Here is a 26144-nt window from a genome sequence, read left to right on the forward strand (position 1 = left end):
GACGCACCTCCGGGGAGAGGAAAAAGGGCGGGTGGGTGGGAAAAACCCGCCGCGAAGCGGCAGGGCGCTCCGCCGCATCACAACAGAAGCCCCACCCGACCGAGGCGCCGCGCAGCGCAGGCGGCCTCAGCACGGGGCACCGCCCGCGCCCACGCCAGACGCCCGCAAAGCCGCCGCCCTCCGCAACGCCGCCACCGTCGGATCCGCCGGATCGCCCGCCGTCCCCGCAGCCGCCGCGAGGACCTCGCCGATGGTCGTCAGGCCGCCGAGCTCACCGCGGATCGAGCGCCCCAGGGCCGTCACGTCGCCCTGCTCGCGGGCCCGGTCCCGGCAGTGGAAGGCCAGCTCGCAGGCGGCCAGGCACTCGGGTGCGTACGTCGCGGGGACCGCCTCGACCGCCGCGGTCAGCTCTTCGGTGGGGCGCCGCACGTCGAACGTGATGCCCGCGGGGAGCTCCGCCGCGATGTCCTCGACGCGGGCGAGGCGGTCCAGCTGGCGGCGGGTCACCGACAGCTGTTTGCGGACGTCGATCGCGGACGCCGTCGGCAGGTTCGAGAAGTCCTTGGGGCAGACCAGGAGGACGTGGTTCCGGACGCGCGGAGCCGGGTCCATGCGCTCGGCCACCCGCTCGAGCGCCAGTGCGTACACCGCGGCCTGACGCGCGGCCGCGCCCACCTTCGCCGCGTCCGCGGAGCCGTCGATCATCGGGAAGGACTTGATCTCGACGACCGTCCAGGTGCCGTCGGGATGGACCACCACCGCGTCCGGCTCGAGGAAGGCGGGTGTCCCCGCGACGTCCAGGGCCAGCATGGGGTGGTCGAGGAGCGTCCAGCCGCCGGACCCGGTGGCCTCCCGCAGGGCGAGCGCGGTGCGCGCCGCGCGGCCCTCGGGGCCCGCCGCCGACAGGTCGGGCACGGCGGACTCGCCGGGCACGGGATCGGGGCCGCCGCCCAGGCGCCCGTGGGTCAGCCGCAGCAGTTCGGCGCCGCCGTCGGCCTTGACCCGTGCCTCGAAGGCGTTGCCCCGGACGAACGCGAACTGGGACTGGCCGAAGCCGGAGGGCGAGCCGAGGGACTGCGCGAGCGCCGTCTTGTCCACGCCCGCGCCGTCGAGCAGCGCCCGCCGTCTGCACCCGGGGTTGGCCGCGAGCGCGGCCAGGGCACGGGCGTCCAGCGGTCGCGCGGGAAGGTCCGCGCCGCGCAGCTCAGTGAGCCGGTGCCGGAGCGCCTTCTCCGGCGTCGGCCGGTCGGCCCGCGGCGGCCGACCGGGCGCTCGGCTCGGCTCCTGCGGCGGCACTCTGCTTGCGCTGTCGGGGAATTCGCTCACCCGTCGAAGTCTGGCACCCGGCACTGACAATTGAGGGCTCTGGGGCGGCCGAGGTCGTGGAGGGCCGCAGGAAGCGTGCCCGCAGCCGCTCCGTCACGGGGTTCGCGAGGCGCTGCACGGGCCGTACGAGCAGCAGTCCGACACCCATCACGGCGCAGCCCGCGACCGCGTCGAGGAAGTAGTGGTTGGCGGTGCCCATCACCACGATCGTCGTGATCAGCGGATAGGCGACGGCGGCGACCCTGGTCAGTGGCGAGCGTCCGTAGCGCCAGAGCATCACGCCGCACCACAGCGCCCACCCCACGTGCAGGCTGGGCATGGCCGCGTACTGGTTGGTCATCCCGCCGAGGCCGCGGGGCGCGCTCGCCTCGCCGCCCCACCAGCCGAAGTCGCTGTACTGCGCCATGGTGTCGACGAAGCCGTGGCCCTTGCTCAGCAGCCGCGGCGGACAGGTCGGCAGGAGCGTGAAGCCGATCAGGCCGATCATGGTGGAGATCATCAGCCACGCGCGTGCGGCGCGGTAGTGCACCGCGCGGCTGCGGAACAGCCAGATCAGCACGGCCGGTGTGACCAGATAGTGCAGCGAGGCGTACCAGAAGTCCGCGGGGACACCGATCCAGGAGTTGGCCGTGAAGAGCCAGTTCAGCGGGCTCTCCGCGTTGATCCGCAGGAACCGCTCGACCCGGAGGATCCCCAGGCCGTGGTCGACGGCGCCGGCGACGTCACCCCGGACGACCAGCCGGCCGGCCGAGTACGCGGCGTACACCAGCACGATCAGCGGCAGCTCGGTCCACCAGCGAAGCCGGTGGACGGATATGCCCGTAGTGCCCGGCACGTCGGTCTTCGGCATCCGGTCGGTCCCCCATCGTCTCTGTTCATGCGGCGTATACCGCGGCCTCACTTTACGGCGTGGGCACGAGCCGTCGAGGCATCCCCCGGCCGTCTAAGACGCAGAGATCGGCGAGTGGGTTGCCAGGCCGGGCGAGTGGGTGTTTCCGGGTGGGTGATGATGGAGGGGACAGGCACTCGCTGTCCGTAAAAGGCATCAAAAGTCCCGTCGGCGCAGGTGGCCGGGCGGGCACGCGTACGACTTGGAGAGGTCCCATGGCACCCCGCATCCTGCTGGCCCGGCACGGACAGACGGAATGGTCACTGTCCGGGAAGCACACCGGCAGGACCGACATCCCCCTCCTGGAGGAGGGCCGCCGCGGCGCCGAGCTCCTGGGGGAGCGGCTGCACCGCGCGCCCTACGACGGCCTCCCGGACGTCGAGGTGCGCACGAGCCCGCTCTCCCGCGCGCGGGAGACCTGCGAGATCGCCGGCTTCGGCGACCGGGCCACCACCTGGGACGCGCTCATGGAGTTCGACTACGGCGCGTACGACGGGATGACGCCCGCCGACATCCAGGCGGTCCGCCCCGGCTGGTTCATCTGGCGCGACGGCGTCCCCGAGGGCGAGACGCTGCGGCAGGTCGCCGCGCGCGCGGACGAGGTGGTCGAGTGGGCCAGGAGCGCGGACCGGGACGTGCTGGTCTTCGCGCACGGCCACATCCTGCGGGTCATCGGCGCCCGCTGGCTGGGGCTCGGCATCGAGTTCGCCGCCCGCATCCGCCTCAACCCGACGTCCCTCTCGACCCTGGGCTGGGCCTACGGAGAGCCCGCCGTCGAATCGTGGAACGAGACGGGACACCTGGTCCCGGGCGGCGTCCAGAGCGTCTAGACCGCTGGACCGAGCGCGGCTGGACCGAGCGCGGCTAGACCGCGCGCGGCAGACAGGCGTGCCCCTCCAAGAATTCGCTCACCTCGGCGCTGCTGCGGTGCGGCAGGAGCACCCGCGCCGTCGTGGCCAGCATCGACTGGATGCGCGTCGACTGCACCTCGCCGAGGAGGGCGAGGACCCGTAGCCCCGCCGTCGCGGCCTCGTCGGGACGGCCCGCGCGGGCCAGGTCGTCGGCGAGCTCGGCGGTGTAGAGGGCGATGTTCCGGGTGAACTGCGGGGTCTGCGCCCAGGCGATGTCCGCGGCGCGGCGCGCGTGTCCGGCGGCCCGCGCCCACTCGCCGAGGGCCGACCAGCACTGCGCCTCAAGACCGGCCAGCTCGGCCGCGCCGAAGAAGGTCATCCACTCCGGGTCGGCGTCGGTGGCCCCGCGGTCGAAGAGCGCGTGGGCGCGCGCGAGCGCCTGCTCGCAGTTGGAGCGGTCACCGAGCCCGGCCCACCCCCCGGCCTCCCGCAGCGCGATGAGCGAGAGCAGCCGGTGGGAGCCGAGCCGCCGGGCGGCGTGCGTGGCCGCCTGCGCCGCCCGCACCGACTCCCGGGGCCGTCCCGCGTCCCGCGCGAGAAAGGCCGTGTTGCAGAAGGCATGCGCCTCCAGGGCGGCGTTCGAGGAGACCCGGGCGGTCGCGAGGGCCTCGGCGTAGTGCGAGCGGGCGTCGTCGAAGCGGCCCGAGTCGTGGGCCAGCCAGCCCACGGAGATGGCCAGTTCACCGGCGCCCGCGTACAGCCGGTCGGAGGTGGACTGCCGGGTCGTGGTGCCCGCGTCGAGCAGGGTGTAGGCGGTGCGCAAGGGCGCGGCCGCCCGTCGGTAGAGACCGGCGGCGCCGTGCCGGTCGTCGAGCAGTCTGATCGCGCGGACGGCCGCCTCGACCGCGCAGGCCTCGGCGTCGCCGATCCTGCGTCCTTGCAGGGCGGCCGCCTCTGCCGGGCCGCCCAGGGTGAGCCCGATGGGCCCGAGGGCCGCGGCCACGGTGGCCGTGGAGCCGGTCATGAATGCGCGACGCTGCACGTCGCTCTCCTCGTGGGTCTGGACCGCGTACGGATCGCAGGCGCGGGGGTCGGACCCGGACGGATGGGACTCGTACAAGTGGATCGTGGTCGGTGGCGGGTGGATCGTGATCGGCGGCATGGTCGGCGGCATGGTCGGTGGCCGGCTCGTGGTGCCGGACTCGGCCGGGCGGTGGACCGGGGGCAGGTCGGGTTCGGCGCGCACCCCCCTGCCACGCACCAGGGCGCGGGGGGCGAACCCCAGGTCCGTCAGTGTCCGGCCCGGGAACATGTGCAGGAACACGCGTTCGTAGGCATAGTTGGGGCAGCGGATCTCGCCCGCCTCCACCCGCCCGACGTAACGGGCGTCGCAGCTGACCCGCTCGCCGATCTCGCGTGCGGCGCGCCGTACCGCCGCGGCGAACTCGCCCGGCGAGCGCTGTCCGCGGAGCCTGCGGAAGGCAAGGTTGGGTCGTGGGGACTGAGTTGACGATGCCATCGGTGAGGACGCCATGGCCGGACCCTCTCGTACGGATCGTGCCGGACCGTGCCCACGCTCGCGCACCGGGCGCCGCGCCCGTGCGCTGGTTCCGACGGGGCTGCCCCTGTTCCGGCAGGGCACGAACGTACCCGCTGTGATGGGGCCACCACGCCCAGTTCGCCTACAAACCGGATATCTCACCCCCGATCTGCCATGAACTGCCATCCTTTGCAGCGGCGCGCCGCAGTGCCTGTTGACGCCGGGCCGCGTTGAACCACAAGGAGCGGGAGCCATGCGGTCCCGCACTGGCGAGGAGGGTCCCCTTGTTGGAGATCGGCACGGCGAACAGCGACTCCCGTATGAAGAGCGGCACGAAGAGCGGCATGCCCCCGGCACCGGCGCACGACGTGTCCCCGACATCCCCGGCATCCCCGGCGTCCCTGACGACGGCACGGCACCGGCCCACCCAGGACAGCAGCGCCCCGCCCGGCCCCGCGCCCTGCGACGACGAGTGCTGCGACCTCGTCACGGTCCCGGCCAGGCAGGGCCTCGAAGCGGTCGACATCCTGCGCCGCGGCGCGGGCGACACCGTCGGCCCCGTCCTGCACGACGGGAGCTGCGACACCCTCGGCTTCCTGGTGCCCCCCGGCACCGCCGACGGCTGGGACCTGCCGGGCAGCGCCTGCACCCAGACCTTCGGACGCGGCCTGAGCGTGTACGCGGAACCGGCGCCGGGCCCCGGCGGCCCCATCGTCCCCGACCCGCCCGTCGCGGGCACCGGCTGGCTGCTCCCGCCGGACGGCGAGACGGACCCCGTCACCGACCCGGCCGTCCTGCGGGCCGCGCTCGGCCAGGCCGCCCGCACCATCGAGGCCGCCGACAACTGTCGCTGAGCGGCCTGCGCCACCGCCGCCGGGCCGCGCGGCCCGCATACGCCGATAATGGCCGGATGGCAAGGAACAAGCGGTCGCGGGAAGCGCGGGAAGCCGTCGTCGAGAACGTCGACGGCGGACTCGCCGAGCTCATGCCGGACCGGGACCGACCGCGCGCGTGGACCCTGCTCGTGGACGGGGCCCCGCAGTCCCACGTCGACCTCGACGACCCCGCGCACCTCGCCTTCGAGTACCAGCGCAGGCTCGGCCACATCGCCGACCTCGTCGCCCCGCCCGGCAAACCGGTCCACGCCCTGCACCTCGGCGGCGGCGCCTTCACCCTCGCCCGCTACATAGCCGTGACCCGCCCCCGCTCCACCCAGCAGGTCGTCGAGCGCGACGCCGCACTCGTCCGGCTCGTCCGCCGGGAACTGCCGCTCGACCCCCAGGACCGAATACGGGTGCGCGGCACCGACGCCCGCGAAGGCCTCGCCAAGATCGCCGACGGCTGGGCCGACCTCGTCGTCGCCGACGTCTTCAGCGGGGCACGCACCCCCGCCCACCTCACCAGCACCGAATTCCTCACCGACGTACGCAGGGTCCTGCGGCCCGGCGGGTACTACGCGGCCAACCTCGCCGACGGCCCGCCCCTCGCCCACCTGCGCGGCCAGATAGCCACCGCCGCCACGCTCTTCCCCGAACTCGCGCTCGTCGCCGACCCGGCCGTACTGCGCGGCAAGCGCTTCGGCAACGCCGTACTGCTCGGCTGCGACCGGGCGCTGCCCGTCGCCGAGCTGACCCGGCGCTGCGCGGGCGACCCGCACCCCGGCAGGGTCGAACACGGCCGCGGGCTCACGGACTTCAGCGGCGGGGCCGCGGCGGTCACGGACGCCGGCGCGGTCGCCTCGCCCGCGCCGCCCCCGTCGGTCTTCCGCTGACGGCCGGGACCGCAGGCTTCAGTACGTGTCGACCTCCACCCGCGGCGCCGTGTCGTGCCAGGTGCAGAAGACCGAGACGTGGGCCGCGCCCCCGGTGAACTCCACCCGGATCCACTTGTCCTGCTTCCACGTCTGCACCGACCAGCCCGCCGCCGGGGTCGCCGAGACCAGCGTCGCGGAGTCCTTGCCGAGGTCGAGGACGACCCGGCCGCCGTCGGTGTTGTAGCTCTTCACCGTGCCCGTGCTGGAGCTCGTGGGCGGGGGAGAGGAGTGCTTGCCGGTGCGTTTCCCGGAGGGATCGGGCGATTTCGGTGACCGCGAAGACGTGGAGGACTTATGGGGTTCCGAGGACTTCGAGGGCTTTTCGGTGGGCGGGGCCGCCGGGCGGTGCGTCGAGGACGCCAGCGGATCCGCGTGATCCGCGCCACCGTCGTCGCCCGCGAGCGGCAGGGCGCGCGGCGGGTCGTAGGCGGTGCCCGCCATCACCGTGTGGACGCCCCACCAGGACAGCGTGACCGCCGCGCCGGTGGCGAACGACCACGCGATTGTGTGTAGGAGACCTCTGCGCATCGCGGGCCATACTGCACCACGGCCCGCGCGCCTGTCCCGTGGAACACCCGTGCTCCGGGCCCGGTGGGCGGGCACGTGCCGGGGAGGACCGCGCTCCGCCGAATGGCGTACGGTGCCGCCCATGGCAAGTGTGCTCGTCGTCGAGGATGACCAGTTCGTACGCTCCGCCCTCATCCGGCATCTGACCGAGGCATCGCACACCGTGCGCAGCGTCGGCACCGCCCTGGAGGCGCTGCGGGAGGTCGCCCATTTCCGTTTTGACGTGGTGATCCTGGATCTCGGCCTGCCCGACCTCGACGGGTCGGAGGCGCTGAAGATGCTGCGCGGCATCACGGACGTCCCCGTGATCATCGCGACGGCGCGGGACGACGAGACGGAGATCGTGCGGCTCCTGAACGACGGCGCCGACGACTACCTCACCAAGCCGTTCTCCGTGGAACACCTCTCGGCGCGCATGGCCGCCGTGCTGCGCCGTGCGCGCGTCCCCGCCGGTGAGGGGCCGCCGAGCGATGTCCTCCAGGTCGGCGGGCTCTCCATCGACCCGCTGCGGCGCCAGGCCGAACTGGACGGCGGACGGCTCGACCTGACCCGGCGCGAGTTCGACCTGCTAGCGTTCCTGGCCGGGCGGCCCGGTGTCGTCGTACCGCGCAAGGAGCTGCTCGCCGAGGTCTGGCAGCAGAGTTACGGCGACGACCAGACCATCGACGTACATCTGTCGTGGCTGCGGCGGAAGTTGGGCGAAACGGCCGCCCGGCCGCGCTACCTCCACACCCTGCGCGGGGTCGGCGTGAAGCTGGAACCGCCGCTGCCGGAGCCACCGCTGTGAGATGGGCCCTCGTCAAGGTGTGCCTGGCCGTCACGGTGATGGTCGTGGTCGCCTTCGCGGTGCCGCTCGGCCTCGTCGTCAAGGAGATGGCCAGGGACCGGGCCATCTCCAACGCGGAACGGCACGGCGCGGGCATGGGACCCACGCTCTCCATCACCACCGACCGCGGTGAGCTCAACCGCGCCGTCGCCTCGTCGGAGGCGGGCGGCGAAGGACGGATGGCCGTGTACGTACCGGCCGTCGACGGCGCCCCCGCCTTCGAGGTCGGCGACCCGAGGGCCGAGGCGCGGGCCGTGGAGGCCACCCGCAGGAAGGGCCGGGCCAGGACCACCGAGGTCCCCGGCGGCTTCGTGGTCCTCCAGCCGACCGCGCTCAGTTCGGGCACGGCCGTCGTGGAGATCTACGTGCCCGAGGCCGAGGTCAGCAATGGCGTGACCACGGCGTGGCTGGTGCTCGCGGGCGTCGGCATCGCGCTCGTCATCGGCTCGGTGGCGGTCGCCGACCGGCTCGGCGTCCGCATGGTCCAGCCCGCGAAGCGCCTCGTGGGCGCCGCGCACGACCTCGGCGAGGGCAAGCTGGGGGCGCGGGTTCCGGAGGAGGGGCCGACCGAACTGCGCCTCGCCGCGGTGGCGTTCAACTCGATGGCCGACCAGGTGGTCCAACTCCTCGCCAACGAAAGGGAGCTGGCGGCCGACCTCTCGCACCGGCTGCGCACACCGCTGACCGTGCTGCGGCTCAACGCGGCCTCGCTCGGCGAAGGAGACGCGGCCGAACAGACCCGTACGGCGGTCGAGACGCTGGAGCGCGAGGTCGACACGATCATCCGCACGGCGCGGGAGGCCAAACCGCAGACGGCGACGGTCGGCCCCGGCACGGGCTGCGACGCGGCCGAGGTGATCCGGGAGCGGATGGCCTTCTGGTCGGCGCTCGCCGAGGACGAGGGGCGCGAGGTCCGGGTGGCGGGCGTCGACCGGCCGGTCCGGATACCCGTGGCCCGACCCGAACTGATCGCCGCGCTCGACGCGTTGCTCGGCAACGTCTTCCGGCACACGGGCGAGGGCACCGCCTTCTCGGTGGACCTCCACAGCGGTGAGGACGCGGTGATCGTCCTCGTCTCCGACGCGGGGGCCGGCATCGCCGACCCGGAGGCCGCGCTTGCCCGGGGCGCGGGCTCCGGCGAGGACGGCTCCACGGGCCTCGGCCTCGACATCGTGCGCCGCCTCGCCGAGTCGACGGGCGGCGACGTGCGCGTCGGCAGCTCGGTACTCGGCGGCACGGAGGTCCGCATCTGGATCCAGCTGGACGCGCGCCGCCCGGGGGAGGGGCGGCGGGGGCACCGGGGCCCTGCCGTACGCCGCCGCCGACGCGCGCCCAGCGCGGGCTGAGGCCGTGTACGAGGCCAACGCGCTCCGCGACCGCGTCCTGCTGCACCTCGGCGTCGGCGGCGTCAGCTCCTCGCGGCCAGGTCCAGCGTCCACCACGGCCCGCCGGAGCCGCCCACTACGCCGACTCCCGCGTGCGTGTAGCGGCAGTTGAGGACGACGGCGCGGTGGGAGGGGCTGTCCACCCAAAGTCTGACGGTGGCGTCCGCCGTGGTGGCGCCGTCCGCGATGACCTCGCCGGCCATCCGGGGGCGGTAACCGGCGTCCCGCACCCGGTCGATCGGGCGGCTGCCGTCCGCCCCGGCGTGGGTGAGGCGCTCGCGATCGGCCATCTCGGCGCTGTGCTCGCGGGCGGCCCGGCTCAGCGAGTCCAGGAGGTGTACGGGTGAACATCCGGCCCTGGCCCGGTGCCGGTTGACCTCGTCGACCACGTCGGCCGCCGGGCCGGCCCGGTACGGGGGCGTGGCGACCGGCAGCGGCGTGGCGCGGGCAGCCGCCGGACAGGCCGTCAGGACGGCGAGGAGGGCGATCCCCGCGGCAAGCGTCCTTCTGTGCTCTCCGGTCACCATGTTTCCCTTTATCTCATTTTATTTTGCCCTCCGCCATGGCCAGGTACTGCGCCACGGTGCAGCCTGCGACCTCGCAGCACCCGCCCGATCTTTAATCGGCCCCGATCTCTTCCTTAAGCGCACCCTAAGATCCTCAACCCGGGCCCCACATGGCCTTTTTGTCGCTTCCGGCCCGGCTAGCGTGCTGCCGCACCCCCACGCAACACCCACCCCCACCCCCGTACAGCTAAGGCAGGCACGCGATGAGCAGCACGCACCGGCGCACGGTGAGCACCCGTTCCAAGGTCATAGGGGGGCTCGTCGCCGCCACGCTCGTCGGTGGCGGCGCCTTCCTCTTCTCCGGGACGGCCCTCGCGACAAAGGCACAGGACCCGGCGGAGAAGGCCCCCACCGCCAAGGCCGCCGCCACGTTCGCCCCCTTCGTGGACACCTCCCTCGCCCCCGCCTACGACCTCGTGGACACGGCCACGAAGACCGGCGTCAAGGAGTTCAACCTCGCCTTCATCACCTCCGGCGGCAGCTGCGAGCCCCTCTGGGGCGGCACCGGAGCCCTCGGCGACGACAAGGTCGCCGCGCAGATCGGCGCCCTGCGTGCCAAGGGCGGCGACGTCCGCGTCTCGTTCGGCGGCGCGGCGGGCTCCGAGCTGGGCCTGAAGTGCGACAGCGCGGCCTCGCTCGCCAAGGCGTACGGCAAGGTCGTCGACGCGTACAAGCTGACGAAGGTCGACTTCGACATCGAGGGCGCCGCCCTGCCGGACACCGCGGCCAACACCCGGCGCGCCCAGGCCATCGCCCGGCTCCAGAAGCAACACCCGGGCCTTGACGTGTCGTTCACGCTTCCCGTGATGCCGGAGGGCCTCACCCAGCCCGGTGCCGAGCTGCTCGCCAACGCGAAGAAGAACGGCGTCAAGACCTCCGCCGTGAACATCATGGCCATGGACTACGGCCCCTCCTACAGCGGCGACATGGGCACGTACGCCGAGCAGGCCGCCGCCGCCACCCAGAAGCAGGTCAAGACCGCGCTCGGGCTCTCCGACGCGGCCGCGTGGAAGGCCGTCGCCGTCACGCCGATGATCGGTGTCAACGACGTCGCGGCCGAGGTCTTCAAGGTCGAGGACGCCGAGCAGCTCGTGAAGTTCGCCGAGAAGAAGGGGCTCGGCGGCCTCTCGATGTGGTCCTCGACCCGCGACAAGGCCTGCCCCGGCGGCGCCGCTAACTCCGCGCAGCCGACGTGCAGTTCGATCGAGCAGTCGCCGCTCGCGTTCACCAAGGCCTTCGCGGCCTACAAGTAGCCACCGCTGGCCACCACCCCCCCCACGCGCCCCGGTCGGAACCCCCACCCGGCCGGGGCGCCGCCCCGTCAGGCCTTCGACGCCCGCCACTCCTGCGCGTAGTCGTTGAAGATCCGCCGCAGGTGGTGGCCGATCTTCAGGTAGTCCAGGTCGTCGAGGTTGGCGAGCGAGACCCGTACCGACCACTGCGGGCCCTCGAAGCCGCCGCCGTTGAGCAGCACCACACCCGTCTGCTCGGCGAGCCGGAACAGCGGGTCGATGGGCTCGTAGTTCTTCTCCAGGAAGGCCGCGAAATCCGTGCCGAACTCCAGCTCCGCCTCGGCGAGCAGGTCGAGTTCGATGTAGTACGCGGCCCGCTTGTCGTCGTCGCTGATCTTCATCTGGACGCCTTCGAGGAGCAGGTCGAGCCGCTGGCGCACGATGGCGCGGATCTTCTCCTTGTAGGCCTGGCCCTCCTCCAGCATGTCGAAGAGGGAGAACAGGACCATCATCATCTGCTGCGGCAGCGAGTGCCCCGCCGTGTGGTTGAGGGCCACCTGCCGGGAGTCGGCCACCAGGCGGTCGATGAACCTGATCTTCTCGGGTTCCAGGGTCAGCGTCCCGTACCGCTTGTCTAGCCGGTCCTTCTCCGCCCGGGGCAGCGCGGCGATCATCTCGTCGAGGACGTTGTCGTCGTGGAGCCCGATGACGCCGAGCCGCCAGCCCGTGCAGCCGTAGTGCTTGGAGTACGAGTAGACGAGCAGGGTGTTGCGCGGCAGGTCGGCGGCGATGGAGCGGAAGCCCGGCACGAACGTGCCGTAGACGTCGTCCGTGACGATGACGAGGTTCGGGTTGGCCTCGGCGACGATGGACTTGATCTGGTCGACGACCCGCCGACTCAGCGCGAGTGAGGGCGGGTTGGAGGGGTTGACCAGGCAGAGCAGCTTGATCTCGGGGTCCGCCAGCTTGGCGACCTCCTCCTCCGGGTAGCGCCACTCGCGCACGCCCGTCTCGACGAACTTGTTCGCCTCGATGTACGTGACGTCGAACTCGTACGTGTCGAGCTCGGGAATCTCGATGTACGGCGTGAAGACCGGCACCATCAGGGCGATCCTGTCGCCCTTCTTCAGGAGGCCGTTCTTCATGAGGGAGTCGAAGATGTAGCACATGGCGGCCGTGCCGCCCTCCGTCGCGAACAGGGACAGATTGTCTGCCGGTGGCTTCTTGTCGAACATCTCGTCCGCGAGGTAGCCGCGGATGATCTGCTCGGTGTGGGTCAGGATCCGGTCGGGGACGGGGTAGTTGTCGCCGATCGAGCTGTCCGTGAGCTCGTGGACGAAGGCGTCCTTGTCGAATCCGAAGCGCTCCACGGCGTGCGCGACGCACTTCTCCAGGAGTTCGACGCCCGGCAGGTCGGGGTGGCGCCGCACGAAGGTGTCGAACCGCTCGCCGGAGCCCGCGGGCTCGGGCATGCCGCCCAGGTTGTCGGCGGTCCAGACCCGCCGTGACTCCGAGAGAGCGAAGTAGCCGAGGGCGTGGAACGCCTCGCGCGGCCCCGTCGCGACCCAGTTCGGGTTGCCCCGCCCCGCGTTGAGCATCTGGACCGACGACGTGCCCTTCTGCCCCGGCTTGTCGGCCTGTGCCCGGTGGGCGAGGTCGATGAAGACGTTCTTCAGCTCGAAGGGGGAGAGCTGGGAGTACTCGTGGATCTGCTCGCGGGAGATGCTGCTCTTGGGCACGGTGCTTCCTTACGTTGCGGAACCTGCGCGTCAGCGGTGTCAGTGGTGTCAGCGGTGTCAGTGGTGGAGCAGGACGATGACGGCGCCCCAGATCGTCAGGAGGACGTTGGAAACGGCGTAGGGGATCGTGTAACCGAGCGTCGGCACCTGGGACCTGGACTGCTCGTTGATCGCGCCGATCGCCGCGGTGGTGGTCTGGCCGCCCGCCAGGACCCCCATCAGGACCGGGAAGCGGATCTTCTGGATGTAGTGGCCGACGACGAAGCCGACGAGCAGCGGCACCACGGTGGCGACGGCGCCGAACACCAGAAGACCCCAGCCCGCCGTCGACAGGCCGCTGGTGAAGCTCGGCCCGGCGTTGATGCCGACGACCGCCACGAACAGGCAGAGCCCGAGCGTGTCCATGAACCACTGGGCGCCGGGCGGGACATTGCCGTACGTCGGGTACTTGCCGCGGATCCAGCCGAAGACCAGGCCCATGATGAGCGCGCCGCCGGACGTGGAGAGTGAGATCGGCACGCCGCCCGCGGTCAGCGCGGGGATGCCGACGCAGCCGCCGAGGAAGATGCCGAGCCCCACCCAGACCATGTCGGTGGCGAACGACGTCGGCACCGGCGTGCCGATCTCCCGGCCCGCCGGGTCCACCAGGCGCTTCGGACCGGTGAGGATCAGGGTGTCGCCCCGCTCCAGCTCGGTGGAGAGCCGGTAGGGGAACGCGGAGCCGGAGCGGAACACCTTGTCGACGTAGACACCGGTCATGAAGGGGGAGGCCCGCAACTCGCCGATGGTACGGCCGAGTTGAGCCTTCTCCGAGACGACGACGTGCAGGGACTCGGTCTGGTACCCGAGCAGCTCGACGTCGTCCGCCTCGCCGCCGATATGGGTCCGCGCGTCATAGGTGACCAGGTCGCCGCGGATCGCGCTCAGGGCCACGACGTCGCCCTCGCGCAGCACGGTGCCCTGGTCGTGCGGCAGGATCTCGCCGTCCCGCCGCACCCCGGTGAGGTAGAGGCGGCGGCCCAGCTGCTTCTGCTGGTTCTCGAAGTCGTCGACGGTGCGGCCCACGATGTCGGGCCGCTCGACGCGGTAGGCGCGCAGGACCACCTCGTAGTACCCCTCGCTCAGGTCGGGGTTGTCCGTGGGAGCGTCCAACTCCTTGGCCAGCGCGGCCGATTCGGCGGCCAGGTCCCTGCGGTACAGCTTGGGCAGGACGTTCGCGAGGAGCATCGCGCAGAGGATCGTGCCGAGCGGATAGCAGACCGCGTACCCGATGGCGACGAGGTTCTCCTCCTTCTTGACCTCGCCCGGGGAGAGCCCCGGCAGGTTCCCGATGGCGTCCTGCGCGACACCGATCACGGCGGACTGGGTGAGCGCGCCGCCGAGCAGCCCCGCCGACAGGCCGGGCCCGTAGCCGAGCAGGGCCGCGAAGCCCCAGCAGACGAGGAGGCCCGTCACACAGACCACGACGGCATTGATGACCTGGGGAAGGCCGTCCTTCTTGAGGCCGCGGAAGAACTGCGGGCCGACCTTGTAGCCGAGGGCGAACAGGAACATCGTGAAAAAGAGGTTCTTCACCGTCCCGTCGATCGCCACCTCGAACTGCGCGCCGAGCAGCAGCCCCGCGATCAGACACCCGGTGACGGCGCCGAGCGCGATGGCCTTGTAGCGGAGCTTGCCGAAAAGGAAGCCCAGCGCCACGGTGATGAAGACAAGCAGCTCGGGGTGGGGCTGGAAGATGTTGCGGTTGAGGAAGTCGATCACGGCTCACGCTCCCAGGACGCCGACGAGGACCGGTCCGGTCAGGGGCAGCAGGAAGTTCGAGAGGGCGTACGTGATCGTGTAGCCGAGCATCGGTACGGAGCTCTGGGCCGTCTGGGTGACGGAGGTGATCGCGGGGGTCGAGCACTGCTGGCCCGCGATGGCGCCGATGAGCAGCGGCTTCTCGATCTTCAGGAGCTTGCGGCCGATGATCAGGGAGAGGGTCGCGGGGACGAGGACCATGGCGATCCCGGCGAACGGGAGCAGCGCCCCGTACTCCTTCAGGAGCGGCCAGGCCTGTGGCCCCGACACCAGCCCCGTACAGGCGATGAAGACCGCGAGGCCCATGTCCTTGATGGTGCTCGCGGCCTGCGGCGGGAAGGCGCCGAAGGTCTGTCTGCGGGAGCGGAACCAGCCGAAGAGCAGCCCGGAGATCAGGCAGCCGCCGCCGGTGCCGAGCGACATCGGGACGTCCCCGAACTCCACGACGACCTGCCCGAGCAGAGTGCCCGCCGCGATGCCGAGGCCCAGATAGACGAAGTCCGTGGTGTCGTTCTTCACCACCGCGCCGATCCGCTCGACCAGCTTGTTCAGGCCGGAGCGGGCGCCGACCAGGGTGAGCACGTCGCCGCGGTGCAGCGTCGTGTCGCCGGCCGCGGGCAGATGCTGATCGCCGCGCAGTACGTCGGTGACGTACACGCCGTCCTTGCTGAACTCGGGGTGCGCCTGCTGCAACTGGTCGACGGTGCGGCCCTCCGTCTCCTTCTCGGTGACGGCGACCTGGCTGGTGGCGAGGGGGGTGTCGACGCCGGGGATGCCGGGGGTCTCGGGGCCGACGAGGCGTCCCGCCTCGATGACGTTGGCGCGCCGGCCGACCATCAGGACCAGGTCGGAGAGGGTCAGCGCCAGGCCGGGCGAGGGCGTGAGGAGCTTGCTGCCGCGCTTGACGGCCTCGACGGTGATCCGCCCGTCGAGCTCGCTCTCCAGGTCACCGACGGTTCTGCCGTCGGCCTCCGTGACCAGGAAGGTGCGCCCGACCGTGCTGGGCAGCGCCTCGCGCTCGTCGTCCTCCAGACCGCCGCCGCCCCCGCGCATCTTCTCCCACAGTTCGCGCGAGGCGTCCCTGAGGTTGATGCGAAGGAGCATCGGCATGATCTGGCTGGTGTAGATCACGATGGTGATCAGGCCGAAGAGGTAGCAGACGGTGTACGCCGTGGCGACGTGCCCCTGGTACTCGGAGATCTGCGCCTGACTGATCCCGCTCAGCTTGCCGATGGACTCGGTGGCCGTGCCCACCACCGCCGATTCGGTGGCGGCGCCCGCCAGGATGCCCGAGGCGGTGCCGACGTCCAGGTCGAAGGCCTTGGCCAGGCCGAACGCGATGGCCAGGACGGAGACCAGCTCGATCCCGCAGAGCGCGAAGAAGCGCAGGCTCTTGCGGTTGAGGTTGGCGAAGAACTGGGGGCCGGCCATATAGCCGAGGGCGAAGATGAAGAGCGCGAAGAAGATCGTCTTGACGTCGTCGGCGACCGTGACCTCGGCCCAGGCGCCGAGGAGCAGGGAGACGATCAGGGTGCCGCAGATGCCGCCGAGGACGATGGGTCCGATACGCACCTTGCCCACCAGGTAGCCGAGGGCGAGGCAGAGGAAGAGCGCGAGCTCAGGGTGATCGCGGAGAACGCCCACGGGCGCTCACCACGCCAGTTCTGGCGCGGAATGTCCAATATTTCGCATACCCGAAACGTAGGGAGCCGAGCGGGGGCGTGCCACTCGGCTCCGTGCGCTTGAGAAGCTCTCGGGGAGCTCCCCGGTCAGTCCAGGTCGGTGCTCGGGGGCAGCTCGCCGGACGCGGCGACCTTCGCGTACCAGTGGGCGCTGGACTTCGGGGTGCGGGCCTGCGTCCCGTAGTCGACGTGGACCGCGCCGAAGCGCTTGCTGTAGCCGTACGCCCACTCGAAGTTGTCGAGCAGCGACCAGAGGTAGTAGCCGCGCACGTCCGCGCCCTCCGCGAGCGCCTCCTGCACCGCGCCGAGGTGGCCGTGCAGATAGCGGATGCGCTCGGGGTCGTGGACCGTGCCGCCCGCGTCGGGCTCGTCGTCGTAGGCCGCCCCGTTCTCCGTCACGTAGAGCGGCAGCCCGGGGACCTGAGCGGTGTACTCCAGGAGGAGGTCCTTCAGGCCGGTCGGGTCCACCGGCCAGTCCATCGCGGTGAGTTCACCGGGTGCCCGGTGGAAGGCGACGTGCTCGTCGGCGCCCGGCCAGGGGGAGTGGCCGCTCGCGCCGTGCCCGTCGGGGCGCGGCCCGTCGGTGGTGTCGGTGGGGGCGGCCGATACGACCGAGGGGGCGTAGTAGTTGATGCCGAGGAAATCGAGCGGGTGGTGGGCGGTGCGCAGGTCGTTGTCCCGTACGAAGGACCAGTCCGTGACGCCCGCGGTGTCCGCAAGCAGATCGTCGTCGTACCTGCCGTGCAGCATGGGCCCGGTGAAGACGCGGTTGGCCAGCGCGTCGATCCGGCGCCGTGCGTCCTGGTCGGCGGCCGACGCGGTGAGCGGACGCACCGCGCTCGGGTTGAGGCTGACGCCGATCCGGGCGCGGCGCGGCAGCCCGTCGCGCAGCGCCTGTGCGCCCAGGCCGTGCGCGAGGTTGAGGTGGTGAGCCGCGCGCAGGGCGGCGGCGGGGTCGGTGCGGCCCGGGGCGTGCACGCCCGACCCGTAGCCGAGGAAGGCGCTGCACCAGGGCTCGTTGAGCGTCGACCACATCTCCACCCGGTCACCGAGCGCACCGGCGACGATCCCCGCGTACTCCGCGAAGCGGTAGGCGGTGTCCCGCTCGGGCCAGCCGCCGCCCGCCGCCGAGCCGCTGGGGAAGGCGTCCTCCAGCTCCTGCGGCAGGTCCCAGTGGTAGAGGGTCACCATCGGCTGGATGCCGTGCGCGAGCAGTTCGTCGACGAGCGCGCGGTAGAAGTCCAGGCCGCGCTGGACGGCGGGCCCGCGCCCGGTGGGCTGCACCCGCGACCAGGACACCGAGAAGCGGTACGCGGACAGGCCCAGGTCCGCCATGAGCCGCACGTCCTCGCGCCATCGGTGGTAATGGTCGACGGCGACGTCCCCGGTGTCACCGCCGAGCACCTTGCCCGGCGTATGGCTGAACGTGTCCCAGATGGAGGGCGTGCGGCCGTCCTCCCGCACGGCCCCCTCGATCTGGTACGCGGCAGTCGCGGCGCCCCACAGAAAGGCGGGCGGAAAGGTGGCGTTCGCTGAGGTCAGAGGCATAGGAGCGCTCCCATGAGTCGTACGGAAAGGCGTACGGAATACGGAAAGTCGTACGGAAGGTCGTACCGAAGGTCGGACGGAAGGTCGTATGACAGCGGGCTCAGCCCTTGACCGCGCCCTGCATGATCCCGCCCACGATCTGCTTGCCGAACAGCACGAACGCGAGCAGCAGCGGCAGTGTGCCGAGCAGCGCGCCCGCCATGATCACGGACTGGTCGGGGATGGTGCCGCGGCCCAGACCGGCGAGCGCCACCTGCACGGTCGGCTCGCCCTCCTGGGTCAGGGCGATGATCGGCCAGAAGAAGTCGTTCCACGCCATGACGAAGGTGAGCATGGCGAGGACCGCCATCGCGGGACGCGCGGCCGGGAAGACCACGTGCCAGATCACGCGCCAGCTGCTCGCGCCGTCCATCCGGGCCGCTTCGATCAGTTCGGTGGGCAGCGCCTCCATCAGGTACTGCCGCATGAAGAACACCCCGAAGGCGCTGACCAGGGTGGGCAGGATGACGGACTGCAGCTGGTCGGTCCAGCCGAGGTCGGCCACGACCATGAACAGCGGTACGACGCTGAGCTGGGGCGGCACCATCATCGTGCCGATCACGAGCAGCAGCAGGAGGCCGCGGAAGCGGAAGCGGAGCTTGGCGAAGGCGAAGCCCGCCAGGGTCGAGAAGAGCACGGTGCCGACCGTGATGGTGCCCGCCACCACCAGCGTGTTGAGGAGGGCCGTGCCCATGTTGGCGTCGGTCCAGGCGATCTCCAGGTTCTTGAAGAGGTTGCCGCCGAACCAGAAGGGAGGGGGCGTCTGGGCGAGCCGGGTGTTGTTGCGCGAGGCCGCGATGGCCGTCCACACCAGCGGGAAGAGCGAGCCGACGGTGAACAGGATCAGCACGGCGTACGTCACCTTGCCGCCGTGCAGCTGGCGCCCGGCGCCGCGCCTGCGCGGGCGTTTCCCGCCCTGCGCGCCCTGTGCGCCCTGCTCGCGGGACCCGGTGGACAGAGTGGTGGTCACGTCATCCCCTCACGCGCTCTTGCGGAGCCGGTGGCTGATGGCCCAGTTGACGAGGCCGATCAGTACGAGAATCAGGAACATCGTCCAGGCGATCGCCGAGGACCGGCCCAGGTGCTGGTTGAACCAGCCCTGCTCGTAGAGGTAGAGGCCGAGCGTCTGGAACTGGTGGTCGGAGCCGCCGGTGGGGCTCGCGCCCTGGCTGAACAGCAGCGGCTCACCGAAGAGCTGGGTCGCCCCGATCGTCGAGACGACGCAGGTGAACAGGATCGTCGGCCGCAGCGAAGGGATCGTGACGTGCCGGAACTGCTGCCAGCGACTCGCGCCGTCAAGCGCCGCCGACTCGTACAGGTCGTGCGGGATGGCCTGCATCGCCGCGAGATAGATGAGCGCGTTGTAGCCCGTCCACCGCCAGATCACGATGGAGGAGACGGCGAACTGCGCGGTCCAGTCGCCGTTCTGCCAGTCGACCGCGTCGATGCCGATGAGGCCGAGACCCCAGTTGATCATTCCGTGGTCGGTGCGGCTGAACATCAGCACGAAGACCAGCGTCGCCGCGGCCACCGACGTGGCGTACGGCGTGAGGATCGCGACCCGGAAGAACATCGAGCCGCGCAGCCGGTAGTTGAGGAGATGGGCCAGGCCGAGCGCCATCATGAGCTGCGGCACGGTCGACAGGAGCCCGATGGTGAAGGTGTTGCGCAGCGCGTGCCAGAAGAACTCGTCGTCCCAGAGCCGGGTGAAGTTGCGCAGCCCCACCCACTCCATGTCGGTGGGCGTGCCGAGCTCCACGCGGTGCAGCGAGGCCCACCCCGTATAGAGCAGCGGGAAGAGCCCGAAGGCGAGGAAGAAGAGGAAGAAGGGGGCGATGAGGGCGTAGGGACTCCACTTGACGTCCCAGCGGTAGCGGCGGCTGCGGCGTGCCCTGCGGCGCTCATCGGCGGGGTCCGCGGGCCCTGTGACCGACCCGGCGCGGGGGGCCGCGCCCTCCTCTCCCGGGGAGGGCACGGCGGTGGTGGCGTCGCTCGTCATCCCGGTCACTGGTCCAAAGCGTTGTCGATCGTCTTCACGGCCTTGTCCCAGGCCTTGTCGGGAGCGGTTCCCTTCTGGTCGACGCCGAGCATCCCGGTGTCGGCCAGGTACTGGGAGATGATTCCGTCCTTGGGGCCGATGGGCTGGACCGGCACGCCCTCGGCGGCCTTGGAGAAGATCCGGCCCACGGGCGCGTCGCCGAAGTAGGGGTTCTTGGCGTCCTTCACTTCGGGCAGGCCGTACGCGGCGTCGGCGCTCGGGAAGCTGGCCCGCTCGTCGAAGAGCGTGGCGAGCTGCTTGGGCTCGGTCAGCCAGGCGGCGAGCTCGGCCGCCTCCTTCTTGTTCTTGCCCGCCTCGGGCACGGTCAGGAAGGAGCCGCCCCAGTTGCCGGGCCTGGGGGAGGGGGCGACGTCCCACTTGTCCTCGCCCTTGTCGCCCGCCTTGTCCTTGATGTAGCCGAGCATCCAGGGCGGGCAGGAGAGGGTGGCGAAGGAGCCGTTGGAGATGGCCTGGTCCCAACTGGGCTGGAACTGCTGGAGCTTGGCGGTAAGCCCGGCCTCAGCGAACTCGGCCGCGAGGTCCCAGCCCTCCTTCACGGCCGGGTTGTCCTTGTAGACCAGCTCCCCGTCCTTGTCGTAGAACTTCTCCTTGCCCGACGCGTGCACGGCCGCCATCACGCCGGTCGCGCCGTCCACGAAGGAGGTGCCTTCGGGGGCTTTGGCCTGGTAACGCCTGCCCGCCGCGAGGTACTTGTCCCAGTCACCGGCCCAGAGCTTGCCGACCTCCTCGCGGCCGGTCGGCAGTCCGGCCTTCTTGAAGAGGTCCTTGCGGTAGCAGATGCTGGTCGGTCCGATGTCGGTGCCGAGCCCGATCGTTCTGCCGTCCTTGGCGGTGCCCTGCTGCCACTTCCAGTCCAGGAAATCGTCCTTGTCGACGCCGCCGGTCTTGCCGAGGTCCATCAGCTTGCCGGAGTGCGTGGTGGTCAGCTCGGCGATGTTGCCGACCTCGACGGCCTGGATGTCGGAGAGGCCGCTGCCGCTGCTGAGGTGGGTGAGCAGCGCGGGCCAGTAGTTCTCGTTGCGCTGCACGGAGTTCTGCTTGATGGTGATGTCCGGGTGGAGCTTCTCGTACTCCTTGTAGAGACCGGCCTCCTGCAGGCCGAAGGCTCCGAAGACGCCGATCGTGAGCGTCGTCTTCCCCTTCCCGCCGCCTCCTCCGCCGCCCGACGAGCCGCCCGGCTCGTCACCGTCGTCGGCGCAGCCTGCCAGTAGGCCGGCGGCGAGGGCGGTGACGGCCGCGAGAACGGTCACCTTGCGGTACGTACGGGTCCTGTGGCGCATGACGTCCTCCTCATGCCCTGACGTGCCGACCGCCCTCGGTCAACCGGGGTGCCGCGACGGCGAGTTGGCGCTGTCGGGCGCGGGCGGGGAACGTGCGGGTCGTGTAAGAGCCAGGTACGGTGGGAGCGCTCCCATGTGTGATGACTTGAAGAGTCGCGGCTCGCCGCGGGGGTGTCAAGGCGACGGACGCCAAGAGTTGAAGGCAGTCGGCGGGCGGTGTGGGAGCCGTCCCCGGGCGGGGTCCGGACCGGCGGCCCGGCGTGAACCGGCTGTTACATTCGCGTCGTTGGGAGGCACAGATGGGGACTGGTCAGCCCAGGGGGCGGAGCGGGCGGCGGCCCACGCTCGAAGAGGTCGCGGCCCGCGCCGGAGTCGGCCGCGGCACCGTGTCCCGGGTGATCAACGGGTCGCCCCGGGTGAGTGAGCCCACCCGTGCGGCCGTCGAGGCGGCGGTGGCCGAGCTCGGCTATGTTCCGAACACGGCGGCGCGCGCGCTCGCCGCCAACCGCACGGACTCGATCGCGGTCGTCGTGCCCGAGCCGGAGTCGCGCTTCTTCGCCGAGCCGTACTTCTCCGACATCCTCCACGGCGTGGGCCAGGCCCTCGCCGACACGGACATGCAACTCCTGCTCACCTTCGCGGGCGGCGACCGGGAACGCAGGCGGCTCGCCCAGTACCTGGCCGCGCACCGCGTGGACGGCGTCCTGCTCGTATCCGTGCACGCCGACGATCCGCTGCCCGACCTCCTGGAGCAGCTGGAGATCCCCGCGGTGATCAGCGGCCGCAGGTCGGCGGACGAGACGCTTGCCTCGGTGGACTCGGACAACTTCGCGGGGGCGCGGGCGGCCGTCGACCACCTCGTGGCCCGTGGCCGCCGCACCATAGCGACGATCACCGGCCGCCTCGACGTGTACGGCGCCCAGCGCCGCCTGGACGGTTACCGGGACGCCCTGGAGAGCGCGGGCCGCCCGGTCGATGAGGCGCTGATCGTGCAGGGCGACTTCACGGAGGAGGGCGGCCGCCGCGCGATGGCCGAACTCCTGGCGCGAGCCCCGGGATTGGACGCGGTCTTCGCGGGCTCGGACGTGATGGCGGCGGGCGCCCGTCAGGTGCTGCGTACGGCGGGCCGCCGCATTCCGCAGGACGTGGCGCTGATCGGCTTCGACGACTCGGCGATCGCCCGGCACATGGACCCGCCGCTGACGAGCGTGCGTCAGCCGATCACGGAGATGGGCCGCGCGATGACGGACCTCCTGCTCGCGGAGATCGCGTCGCTCGCGGGGGGCGGCGGCGGAGCTCGGGCGGGCGGCGACAGGGCTCGGGCGGGCGGCGACAGGGCTCGGGCGGGTGTCCGTCATGGGCGCCGCCCGCAGCTCGTGCTGCCCACGGAGCTGGTGGAGCGGGCGTCGTCCTGAGCGGCGGCGACTGTGCCTCCTCGTGGGTGAGCCCCCGGCTCGCGGTCGAGTCGGGGGCTTCGCACTGCGACCGGCCTTAGCTGTTGTCGTTGGCGCAGGAGTTGTTGGAGTTCGGGTTGAGGAGCCCGAGGAGGTTCACGCCGAGGCCACAGGCGTTGACCGGGACCTTCACCGGCACCTGGATGTTGTCGCCGGAGAGGATGCCGGGGCTGTTGCCGGTCGTGGCGGTCGGCCCGTCGTCGGCCAGCGCCTGTCCGGCACCTCCGAGAACGGTCAGACCGGACAGCAGCACAGCGGCGGTGAGAACACGGGCACGACGCATGGAGGACCTCCAGTGGTTCGGGGACGCGTGCGAGTCCAACTCATCGCAGTCCCGGCCCTTCCGCGACCGCTGACGGCCATATGAACTACGGCCCGTACGAAGGAAGTCGGCTGAACGGCACGGCGCAGCGAGCGGGGGCGGGGTGGCGGGAGCGGGGTCGGAGAGTGGCGGGGCGGCGGCTGACCTGGCGCTTACGCAGGTCCGGCCATCCCGGTGAGGCGGCTGGGTCCGGACCGGTGCTGTCCGCTTCGTGGCCGGAAGCGCGTCACGCGAGTTTTCGCCAGGTTTGTCAATCCGGTCGCAGCAATGAGCTGAATTGCCAAGATGACTGCTGACCCGCCCGGCGCCGGTGAGGGCTGCCGGGCGGGTGTCGGTACGCAGTGTCGTCCACGAAGGGAAGTTCGATGGCGAACGAGCTCAAGTACGGCGACCAGATCCACCTGCAGAACGGATACAACGGCTGGCAGGGCGGCTACCTCGACACCAACGGGCACAGCAGCGCCGCCGGCGGCAAGTACCAGGTGTCGACCACCGACACCCCCTCGCGCGGCAAGGGCACCGGCACCTGGGAGATCCTCTCCGCGACCGGCAAGTCGACCGGTCAGCCCGTGATCAGCGGCGACGTCGTGTACCTGCGCAACCAGTACGGCGGCGACGGCGGTTACCTCGACACCAACGGCCACGCGAGCGACGTGCAGAAGAACGCGGGCGCCAAGTACGACGTGGCGACCTCCGAGGCCCGGGACCGCGCGGCGGGCACCGGCCGCTGGCGGATCCTCGCCCGGAGCTCCAGCCCGGCCGACCAGAGCGTCAGGGCGGGCGACATCGTCCACCTGTGGAACCTCTACGACGACAACGGCGGCTTCCTGGAGACCAACAACACGACCACGGCCGTCGGCGGCAAGTACGACCTGTGCACCAACGCGTACTTCAACCGCAGCTCCGACGTCGGCGACTGGAAGATCCACAAGGCCCAGGGCTGACCGGGCCGGGCTGACCGGCGCCGACCGGAGACCCGGAGGGGCCGACCCGTTTCCGTGGGTCGGCCCCTGCGTCGTTCCGGCGTCCGGAGCCGCCGGCGGGCGACTTCTCCAGTGGCGGGGCGAATGAACCGTGCATAGAACGGGATACACGCTCACATGCGGGGCGAGGACGTCCCGCTGAAATGGAGAAGTGAAACATGGCCGCTGAGTCATTCTCTGCCGCCGGGGACAGGTCCGGAGCGGGCGACCCTCTGGTTTCGACGTCGCTTCACTGGGGCACCGCGCAGCTCGGCGCCCCACCCCATGCCGAGCCCACCCCGTGGCCGCAGACCGCCGACCACGACACGGCCCACGGATCCGGCGCCGCACCCCCGGAGCGGCCGCCGCACGACCCCGTCGCCGCACCCCAGGAACCCGCACCCCAGGAACCCGCACCCCAGGAACCCGTGGCGCAGGAACCCGTGGCGCAGGACGACGAGGACGACGCGGTGGACGAGCTCATACGCGTCGCCGTGGTCTCCAGGCCTCTGGACGACGTCGTCGACCTCGTCACCCTTCTGGAGCAGTCGCCCGCCGACATGCCGACCGCCGCGTCGGTCCTGCGCCTTGCGGCCGTGGCCCGCTCCGTCGACGACGTCACCCGGCTGGTCGAACTCCTCGGTCCGCCGGATCGCCCCGCCGGGCACATGGACGAGGCCATCCGGCACGCCGCCGAGGAACGGCCCATCCCTGAGGTGAGCCGCCTCGTCCACCTGCTCTCCCGGCCGCCGCACGACCCGCACACCGGCGCCGAGGCGGTGCACGCCGCGGGCACGAGCCGGTCCGTCGAGGATCTGATGCAGCTGATCGGCAGCCTGCGGGACCACAAGGCCTCCGACAGCGTCGAGGCCAGGACCCCGGCCACCGCGGCCGCGCAGCTCGCGCCGTCCACCGGGACCACCGGGACCGCCCACCCCGCCGCACGCGTCCCGGCCGCCGCGGCCGCGCGCGCCCAGGGCAGCACAGCGCTGGTGTGGATGCGCCGGGCTGCGGGCGTACTGCTCCTGCTCTGCGCGGCGGCACACTTCCCGCCGCACTGGTCGGGCGCGCCCACGGCCGGCCTCTCGGCCGCGATCGGCGTCTCGGTCATCTGCGCCGTGGCGGGCGTGGCCCTGTTCCTGAGCAGGTCGCCGGTGGTGGCCGTGGCGAGCACCCTGGTGGCGGGGGCGCTGGCCGTCGGGCACCTCGTGGACGACCGGGTCCACTCCACGGCGCTCGCCTACGCGCTGCGGCCCGACGGGGTGGCGGCACCGCTGCCCGCCCTGTCCGCGGTCGCCGCGACGCTGGCCGCACTGCTGGTCGTGGCGCTCACGGTGGCGGGCCTGCGGGCCGCGGCCAACCGGGCCCCGGGCAACGGCAACGGCCCGCCTGCCGCGTAGGTACGCCGCGTAGGTTCCGGGTACGAAGAAGGGCCGGTCCGCTTTCGCGGACCGGCCCTTCTTCGATCAGGGTGAGTGACGGGACTTGAACCCGCGGCCACCTGGACCACAACCAGGTGCTCTACCAACTGAGCTACACCCACCATGTCCGGTCTTTTGTCGTTCTTCCGACCGGCCGAGAAAAAGTGTACAGGGTCCGAAGGGGTGCTCGCGCACACGTTTTCCGGACCCCGTACACAGGGCTCTCGCTACGGCTATTCCGCAGGCAGGACGTGCTTGGCCGCGATCGTCCGCGCGGTGTCGGAGTCCGGCCCCGGCTGCGGGACGAAGATCGCCTCGCGGTAGTAGCGCAGCTCGGCGATGGACTCACGGATGTCGGCGAGCGCGCGGTGGTTGCCGTTCTTGTCCGGGCTGTTGAAATACGCCCGGGGATACCAGCGGCGCGCCAGCTCCTTGATCGAAGAGACGTCGACGATGCGGTAGTGGAGGTACTCCTCCAGGGTCTGCATGTCCCGCAGCAGGAAGCCGCGGTCGGTGCCGACCGAGTTACCGCACAGCGGAGCCTTGCGGGGCTCCTTGACGTGCTCACGTACGTACGCCAGGACCTGCTCCTCGGCGTCGGCCAGCGTCGTGCCGCCGGCCAGTTCGTCGAGGAGCCCCGAGGCGGTGTGCATGGTGCGCACCACCTCGGGCATGGTCTCCAGCGCTGCGTCCGGCGGGCGGATCACGATGTCCACACCTTCGCCGAGCACGTTCAGTTCCGAGTCGGTGACCAGTGCGGCCACCTCGATAAGTGCGTCGTCCGTCAACGAGAGCCCGGTCATCTCGCAGTCGATCCACACCATGCGATCGTTCATGCGTCTT

Annotated in this window: 23 protein-coding genes and 1 tRNA gene; 9 read left to right on the forward strand and 15 right to left on the reverse strand. The window is 71.4% G+C overall.

The features are described 5' to 3' along the window. Positions 1 to 126 precede the first annotated feature (126 nt). Both ABZ953_RS18085 and ABZ953_RS18090 read right to left on the reverse strand, forming a co-directional pair. Positions 127 to 1203: a hypothetical protein gene (locus tag ABZ953_RS18085; protein ID WP_361724381.1), complete on the reverse strand. Its 1077-nt coding sequence runs from the start codon at positions 1201 to 1203 to the stop codon at positions 127 to 129. Position 1204: 1 nt separating this feature from the next. Continuing rightward, positions 1205 to 2176 carry a phosphatase PAP2 family protein gene (locus tag ABZ953_RS18090; RefSeq protein ID WP_361724236.1) on the reverse strand — a complete coding sequence of 324 codons (972 nt, stop codon included), beginning with the start codon at positions 2174 to 2176 and terminating at the stop codon, positions 1205 to 1207. Positions 2177 to 2430: 254 nt separating this feature from the next. Here ABZ953_RS18090 and ABZ953_RS18095 point away from each other — a divergent pair, with 254 nt between their 5' ends. Beyond that, entirely contained in the window at positions 2431 to 3045 is a 615-nt protein-coding gene (locus tag ABZ953_RS18095; RefSeq protein WP_361724239.1) for a histidine phosphatase family protein, read from the forward strand. Between the two features lie 34 nt (positions 3046 to 3079). On the opposite strand, the gene ABZ953_RS18100 is transcribed toward ABZ953_RS18095, so the two are convergent. Further along, a complete protein-coding gene (locus ABZ953_RS18100) occupies positions 3080 to 4600 on the reverse strand; it encodes a tetratricopeptide repeat protein (RefSeq protein ID WP_361724242.1) in 1521 nt (506 codons plus the stop codon). 350 nt (positions 4601 to 4950) lie between these two features. Between ABZ953_RS18100 and ABZ953_RS18105 the strand changes: the two genes are divergently transcribed. Continuing rightward, the gene (locus ABZ953_RS18105) at positions 4951 to 5460 is read left to right on the forward strand and encodes a hypothetical protein (protein WP_361724384.1); all 510 of its coding nucleotides are present in this window, start codon (positions 4951 to 4953) and stop codon (positions 5458 to 5460) included. Between the two features lie 56 nt (positions 5461 to 5516). After that, entirely contained in the window at positions 5517 to 6377 is an 861-nt protein-coding gene (locus ABZ953_RS18110; protein WP_361724245.1) for a fused MFS/spermidine synthase, read from the forward strand. An 18-nt stretch (positions 6378 to 6395) separates the two neighbouring features. Here the strand turns inward: ABZ953_RS18110 and ABZ953_RS18115 are convergent, their stop codons facing one another. Next, positions 6396 to 6947, reverse strand: a complete 552-nt coding sequence (locus tag ABZ953_RS18115; protein ID WP_361724248.1) for a hypothetical protein — start codon at positions 6945 to 6947, stop codon at positions 6396 to 6398. A 121-nt stretch (positions 6948 to 7068) separates the two neighbouring features. Here ABZ953_RS18115 and ABZ953_RS18120 point away from each other — a divergent pair, with 121 nt between their 5' ends. Both ABZ953_RS18120 and ABZ953_RS18125 read left to right on the forward strand, forming a co-directional pair. Continuing rightward, on the forward strand, positions 7069 to 7773 hold the full coding sequence (locus ABZ953_RS18120; RefSeq protein ID WP_361724251.1) for a response regulator transcription factor: 705 nt from the start codon (positions 7069 to 7071) through the stop codon (positions 7771 to 7773). Continuing rightward, positions 7770 to 9158, forward strand: a complete 1389-nt coding sequence (locus tag ABZ953_RS18125; RefSeq protein ID WP_361724254.1) for a HAMP domain-containing sensor histidine kinase — start codon at positions 7770 to 7772, stop codon at positions 9156 to 9158. Before ABZ953_RS18120 ends, ABZ953_RS18125 begins: the two co-directional genes overlap by 4 nt. Positions 9159 to 9220: 62 nt before the next feature. Here the strand turns inward: ABZ953_RS18125 and ABZ953_RS18130 are convergent, their stop codons facing one another. Continuing rightward, complete coding sequence (locus ABZ953_RS18130) at positions 9221 to 9724, reverse strand: CAP domain-containing protein (RefSeq protein WP_361724257.1); 504 nt, start codon at positions 9722 to 9724, stop codon at positions 9221 to 9223. 242 nt (positions 9725 to 9966) lie between these two features. On the opposite strand from ABZ953_RS18130, the gene ABZ953_RS18135 reads away from it, so the two are divergent. Then, positions 9967 to 11016, forward strand: coding sequence for a chitinase (locus tag ABZ953_RS18135; protein ID WP_361724260.1), 1050 nt, complete (start codon positions 9967 to 9969; stop codon positions 11014 to 11016). A gap of 68 nt (positions 11017 to 11084) precedes the next feature. Here the strand turns inward: ABZ953_RS18135 and ABZ953_RS18140 are convergent, their stop codons facing one another. The 7 genes from ABZ953_RS18140 to ABZ953_RS18170 form a co-directional block, all read right to left on the reverse strand. Further along, positions 11085 to 12734, reverse strand: a complete 1650-nt coding sequence (locus tag ABZ953_RS18140; RefSeq protein WP_361724263.1) for a bifunctional aspartate transaminase/aspartate 4-decarboxylase — start codon at positions 12732 to 12734, stop codon at positions 11085 to 11087. Positions 12735 to 12791: 57 nt separating this feature from the next. Continuing rightward, positions 12792 to 14495, reverse strand: a complete 1704-nt coding sequence (gene aspT / locus ABZ953_RS18145) for an aspartate-alanine antiporter (protein ID WP_361724266.1) — start codon at positions 14493 to 14495, stop codon at positions 12792 to 12794. A 3-nt stretch (positions 14496 to 14498) separates the two neighbouring features. Continuing rightward, positions 14499 to 16178: an aspartate-alanine antiporter gene (aspT, locus tag ABZ953_RS18150; RefSeq protein ID WP_361724269.1), complete on the reverse strand. Its 1680-nt coding sequence runs from the start codon at positions 16176 to 16178 to the stop codon at positions 14499 to 14501. A gap of 125 nt (positions 16179 to 16303) precedes the next feature. Then, positions 16304 to 17764, reverse strand: coding sequence for a GH1 family beta-glucosidase (locus ABZ953_RS18155; RefSeq protein WP_361724272.1), 1461 nt, complete (start codon positions 17762 to 17764; stop codon positions 16304 to 16306). 100 nt (positions 17765 to 17864) lie between these two features. Beyond that, entirely contained in the window at positions 17865 to 18680 is an 816-nt protein-coding gene (locus ABZ953_RS18160; RefSeq protein ID WP_361724387.1) for a carbohydrate ABC transporter permease, read from the reverse strand. A 102-nt stretch (positions 18681 to 18782) separates the two neighbouring features. Further along, positions 18783 to 19802: a sugar ABC transporter permease gene (locus ABZ953_RS18165; RefSeq protein ID WP_361724390.1), complete on the reverse strand. Its 1020-nt coding sequence runs from the start codon at positions 19800 to 19802 to the stop codon at positions 18783 to 18785. A 5-nt stretch (positions 19803 to 19807) separates the two neighbouring features. Next, the gene (locus ABZ953_RS18170; RefSeq protein ID WP_361724275.1) at positions 19808 to 21142 is read right to left on the reverse strand and encodes an extracellular solute-binding protein; all 1335 of its coding nucleotides are present in this window, start codon (positions 21140 to 21142) and stop codon (positions 19808 to 19810) included. A 299-nt stretch (positions 21143 to 21441) separates the two neighbouring features. On the opposite strand from ABZ953_RS18170, the gene ABZ953_RS18175 reads away from it, so the two are divergent. Beyond that, the gene (locus tag ABZ953_RS18175) at positions 21442 to 22557 is read left to right on the forward strand and encodes a LacI family DNA-binding transcriptional regulator (RefSeq protein WP_361724278.1); all 1116 of its coding nucleotides are present in this window, start codon (positions 21442 to 21444) and stop codon (positions 22555 to 22557) included. A gap of 76 nt (positions 22558 to 22633) precedes the next feature. On the opposite strand, the gene ABZ953_RS18180 is transcribed toward ABZ953_RS18175, so the two are convergent. Next, positions 22634 to 22879 carry a chaplin gene (locus tag ABZ953_RS18180; RefSeq protein WP_361724281.1) on the reverse strand — a complete coding sequence of 82 codons (246 nt, stop codon included), beginning with the start codon at positions 22877 to 22879 and terminating at the stop codon, positions 22634 to 22636. A 404-nt stretch (positions 22880 to 23283) separates the two neighbouring features. On the opposite strand from ABZ953_RS18180, the gene ABZ953_RS18185 reads away from it, so the two are divergent. Beyond that, positions 23284 to 23862, forward strand: coding sequence for a hypothetical protein (locus ABZ953_RS18185; RefSeq protein ID WP_361724284.1), 579 nt, complete (start codon positions 23284 to 23286; stop codon positions 23860 to 23862). Positions 23863 to 24059: 197 nt separating this feature from the next. After that, entirely contained in the window at positions 24060 to 25280 is a 1221-nt protein-coding gene (locus ABZ953_RS18190; RefSeq protein ID WP_361724287.1) for a hypothetical protein, read from the forward strand. 70 nt (positions 25281 to 25350) lie between these two features. Here ABZ953_RS18190 and ABZ953_RS18195 read toward each other — a convergent pair. Then, positions 25351 to 25423, reverse strand: a tRNA-His gene (locus ABZ953_RS18195). Positions 25424 to 25534: 111 nt separating this feature from the next. Further along, a complete protein-coding gene (gene orn, locus ABZ953_RS18200) occupies positions 25535 to 26137 on the reverse strand; it encodes an oligoribonuclease (RefSeq protein ID WP_361724290.1) in 603 nt (200 codons plus the stop codon). Between the last annotated feature and the right edge of the window lie 7 nt (positions 26138 to 26144).

The organism is Streptomyces sp. NPDC046465, assembly GCF_040646035.1.
Classification (GTDB): Bacteria; Actinomycetota; Actinomycetes; order Streptomycetales; family Streptomycetaceae; genus Streptomyces.

Coding starts and splice junctions, on each gene's coding strand:
- ABZ953_RS18090 (WP_361724236.1), bottom strand. CDS start 2,176: ATGCCGAAGACCGACGTGCCGGGCACTACGGGCATATCCGTCCACCGG.
- ABZ953_RS18095 (WP_361724239.1), top strand. CDS start 2,431: ATGGCACCCCGCATCCTGCTGGCCCGGCACGGACAGACGGAATGGTCA.
- ABZ953_RS18100 (WP_361724242.1), bottom strand. CDS start 4,600: ATGGCGTCCTCACCGATGGCATCGTCAACTCAGTCCCCACGACCCAAC.
- ABZ953_RS18105 (WP_361724384.1), top strand. CDS start 4,951: ATGCCCCCGGCACCGGCGCACGACGTGTCCCCGACATCCCCGGCATCC.
- ABZ953_RS18110 (WP_361724245.1), top strand. CDS start 5,517: ATGGCAAGGAACAAGCGGTCGCGGGAAGCGCGGGAAGCCGTCGTCGAG.
- ABZ953_RS18115 (WP_361724248.1), bottom strand. CDS start 6,947: ATGCGCAGAGGTCTCCTACACACAATCGCGTGGTCGTTCGCCACCGGC.
- ABZ953_RS18120 (WP_361724251.1), top strand. CDS start 7,069: ATGGCAAGTGTGCTCGTCGTCGAGGATGACCAGTTCGTACGCTCCGCC.
- ABZ953_RS18130 (WP_361724257.1), bottom strand. CDS start 9,724: ATGGTGACCGGAGAGCACAGAAGGACGCTTGCCGCGGGGATCGCCCTC.
- ABZ953_RS18135 (WP_361724260.1), top strand. CDS start 9,967: ATGAGCAGCACGCACCGGCGCACGGTGAGCACCCGTTCCAAGGTCATA.
- ABZ953_RS18155 (WP_361724272.1), bottom strand. CDS start 17,764: ATGCCTCTGACCTCAGCGAACGCCACCTTTCCGCCCGCCTTTCTGTGG.
- ABZ953_RS18165 (WP_361724390.1), bottom strand. CDS start 19,802: ATGACGAGCGACGCCACCACCGCCGTGCCCTCCCCGGGAGAGGAGGGC.
- ABZ953_RS18170 (WP_361724275.1), bottom strand. CDS start 21,142: ATGCGCCACAGGACCCGTACGTACCGCAAGGTGACCGTTCTCGCGGCC.
- ABZ953_RS18175 (WP_361724278.1), top strand. CDS start 21,442: ATGGGGACTGGTCAGCCCAGGGGGCGGAGCGGGCGGCGGCCCACGCTC.
- ABZ953_RS18180 (WP_361724281.1), bottom strand. CDS start 22,879: ATGCGTCGTGCCCGTGTTCTCACCGCCGCTGTGCTGCTGTCCGGTCTG.
- ABZ953_RS18185 (WP_361724284.1), top strand. CDS start 23,284: ATGGCGAACGAGCTCAAGTACGGCGACCAGATCCACCTGCAGAACGGA.
- ABZ953_RS18190 (WP_361724287.1), top strand. CDS start 24,060: ATGGCCGCTGAGTCATTCTCTGCCGCCGGGGACAGGTCCGGAGCGGGC.
- orn (WP_361724290.1), bottom strand. CDS start 26,137: ATGAACGATCGCATGGTGTGGATCGACTGCGAGATGACCGGGCTCTCG.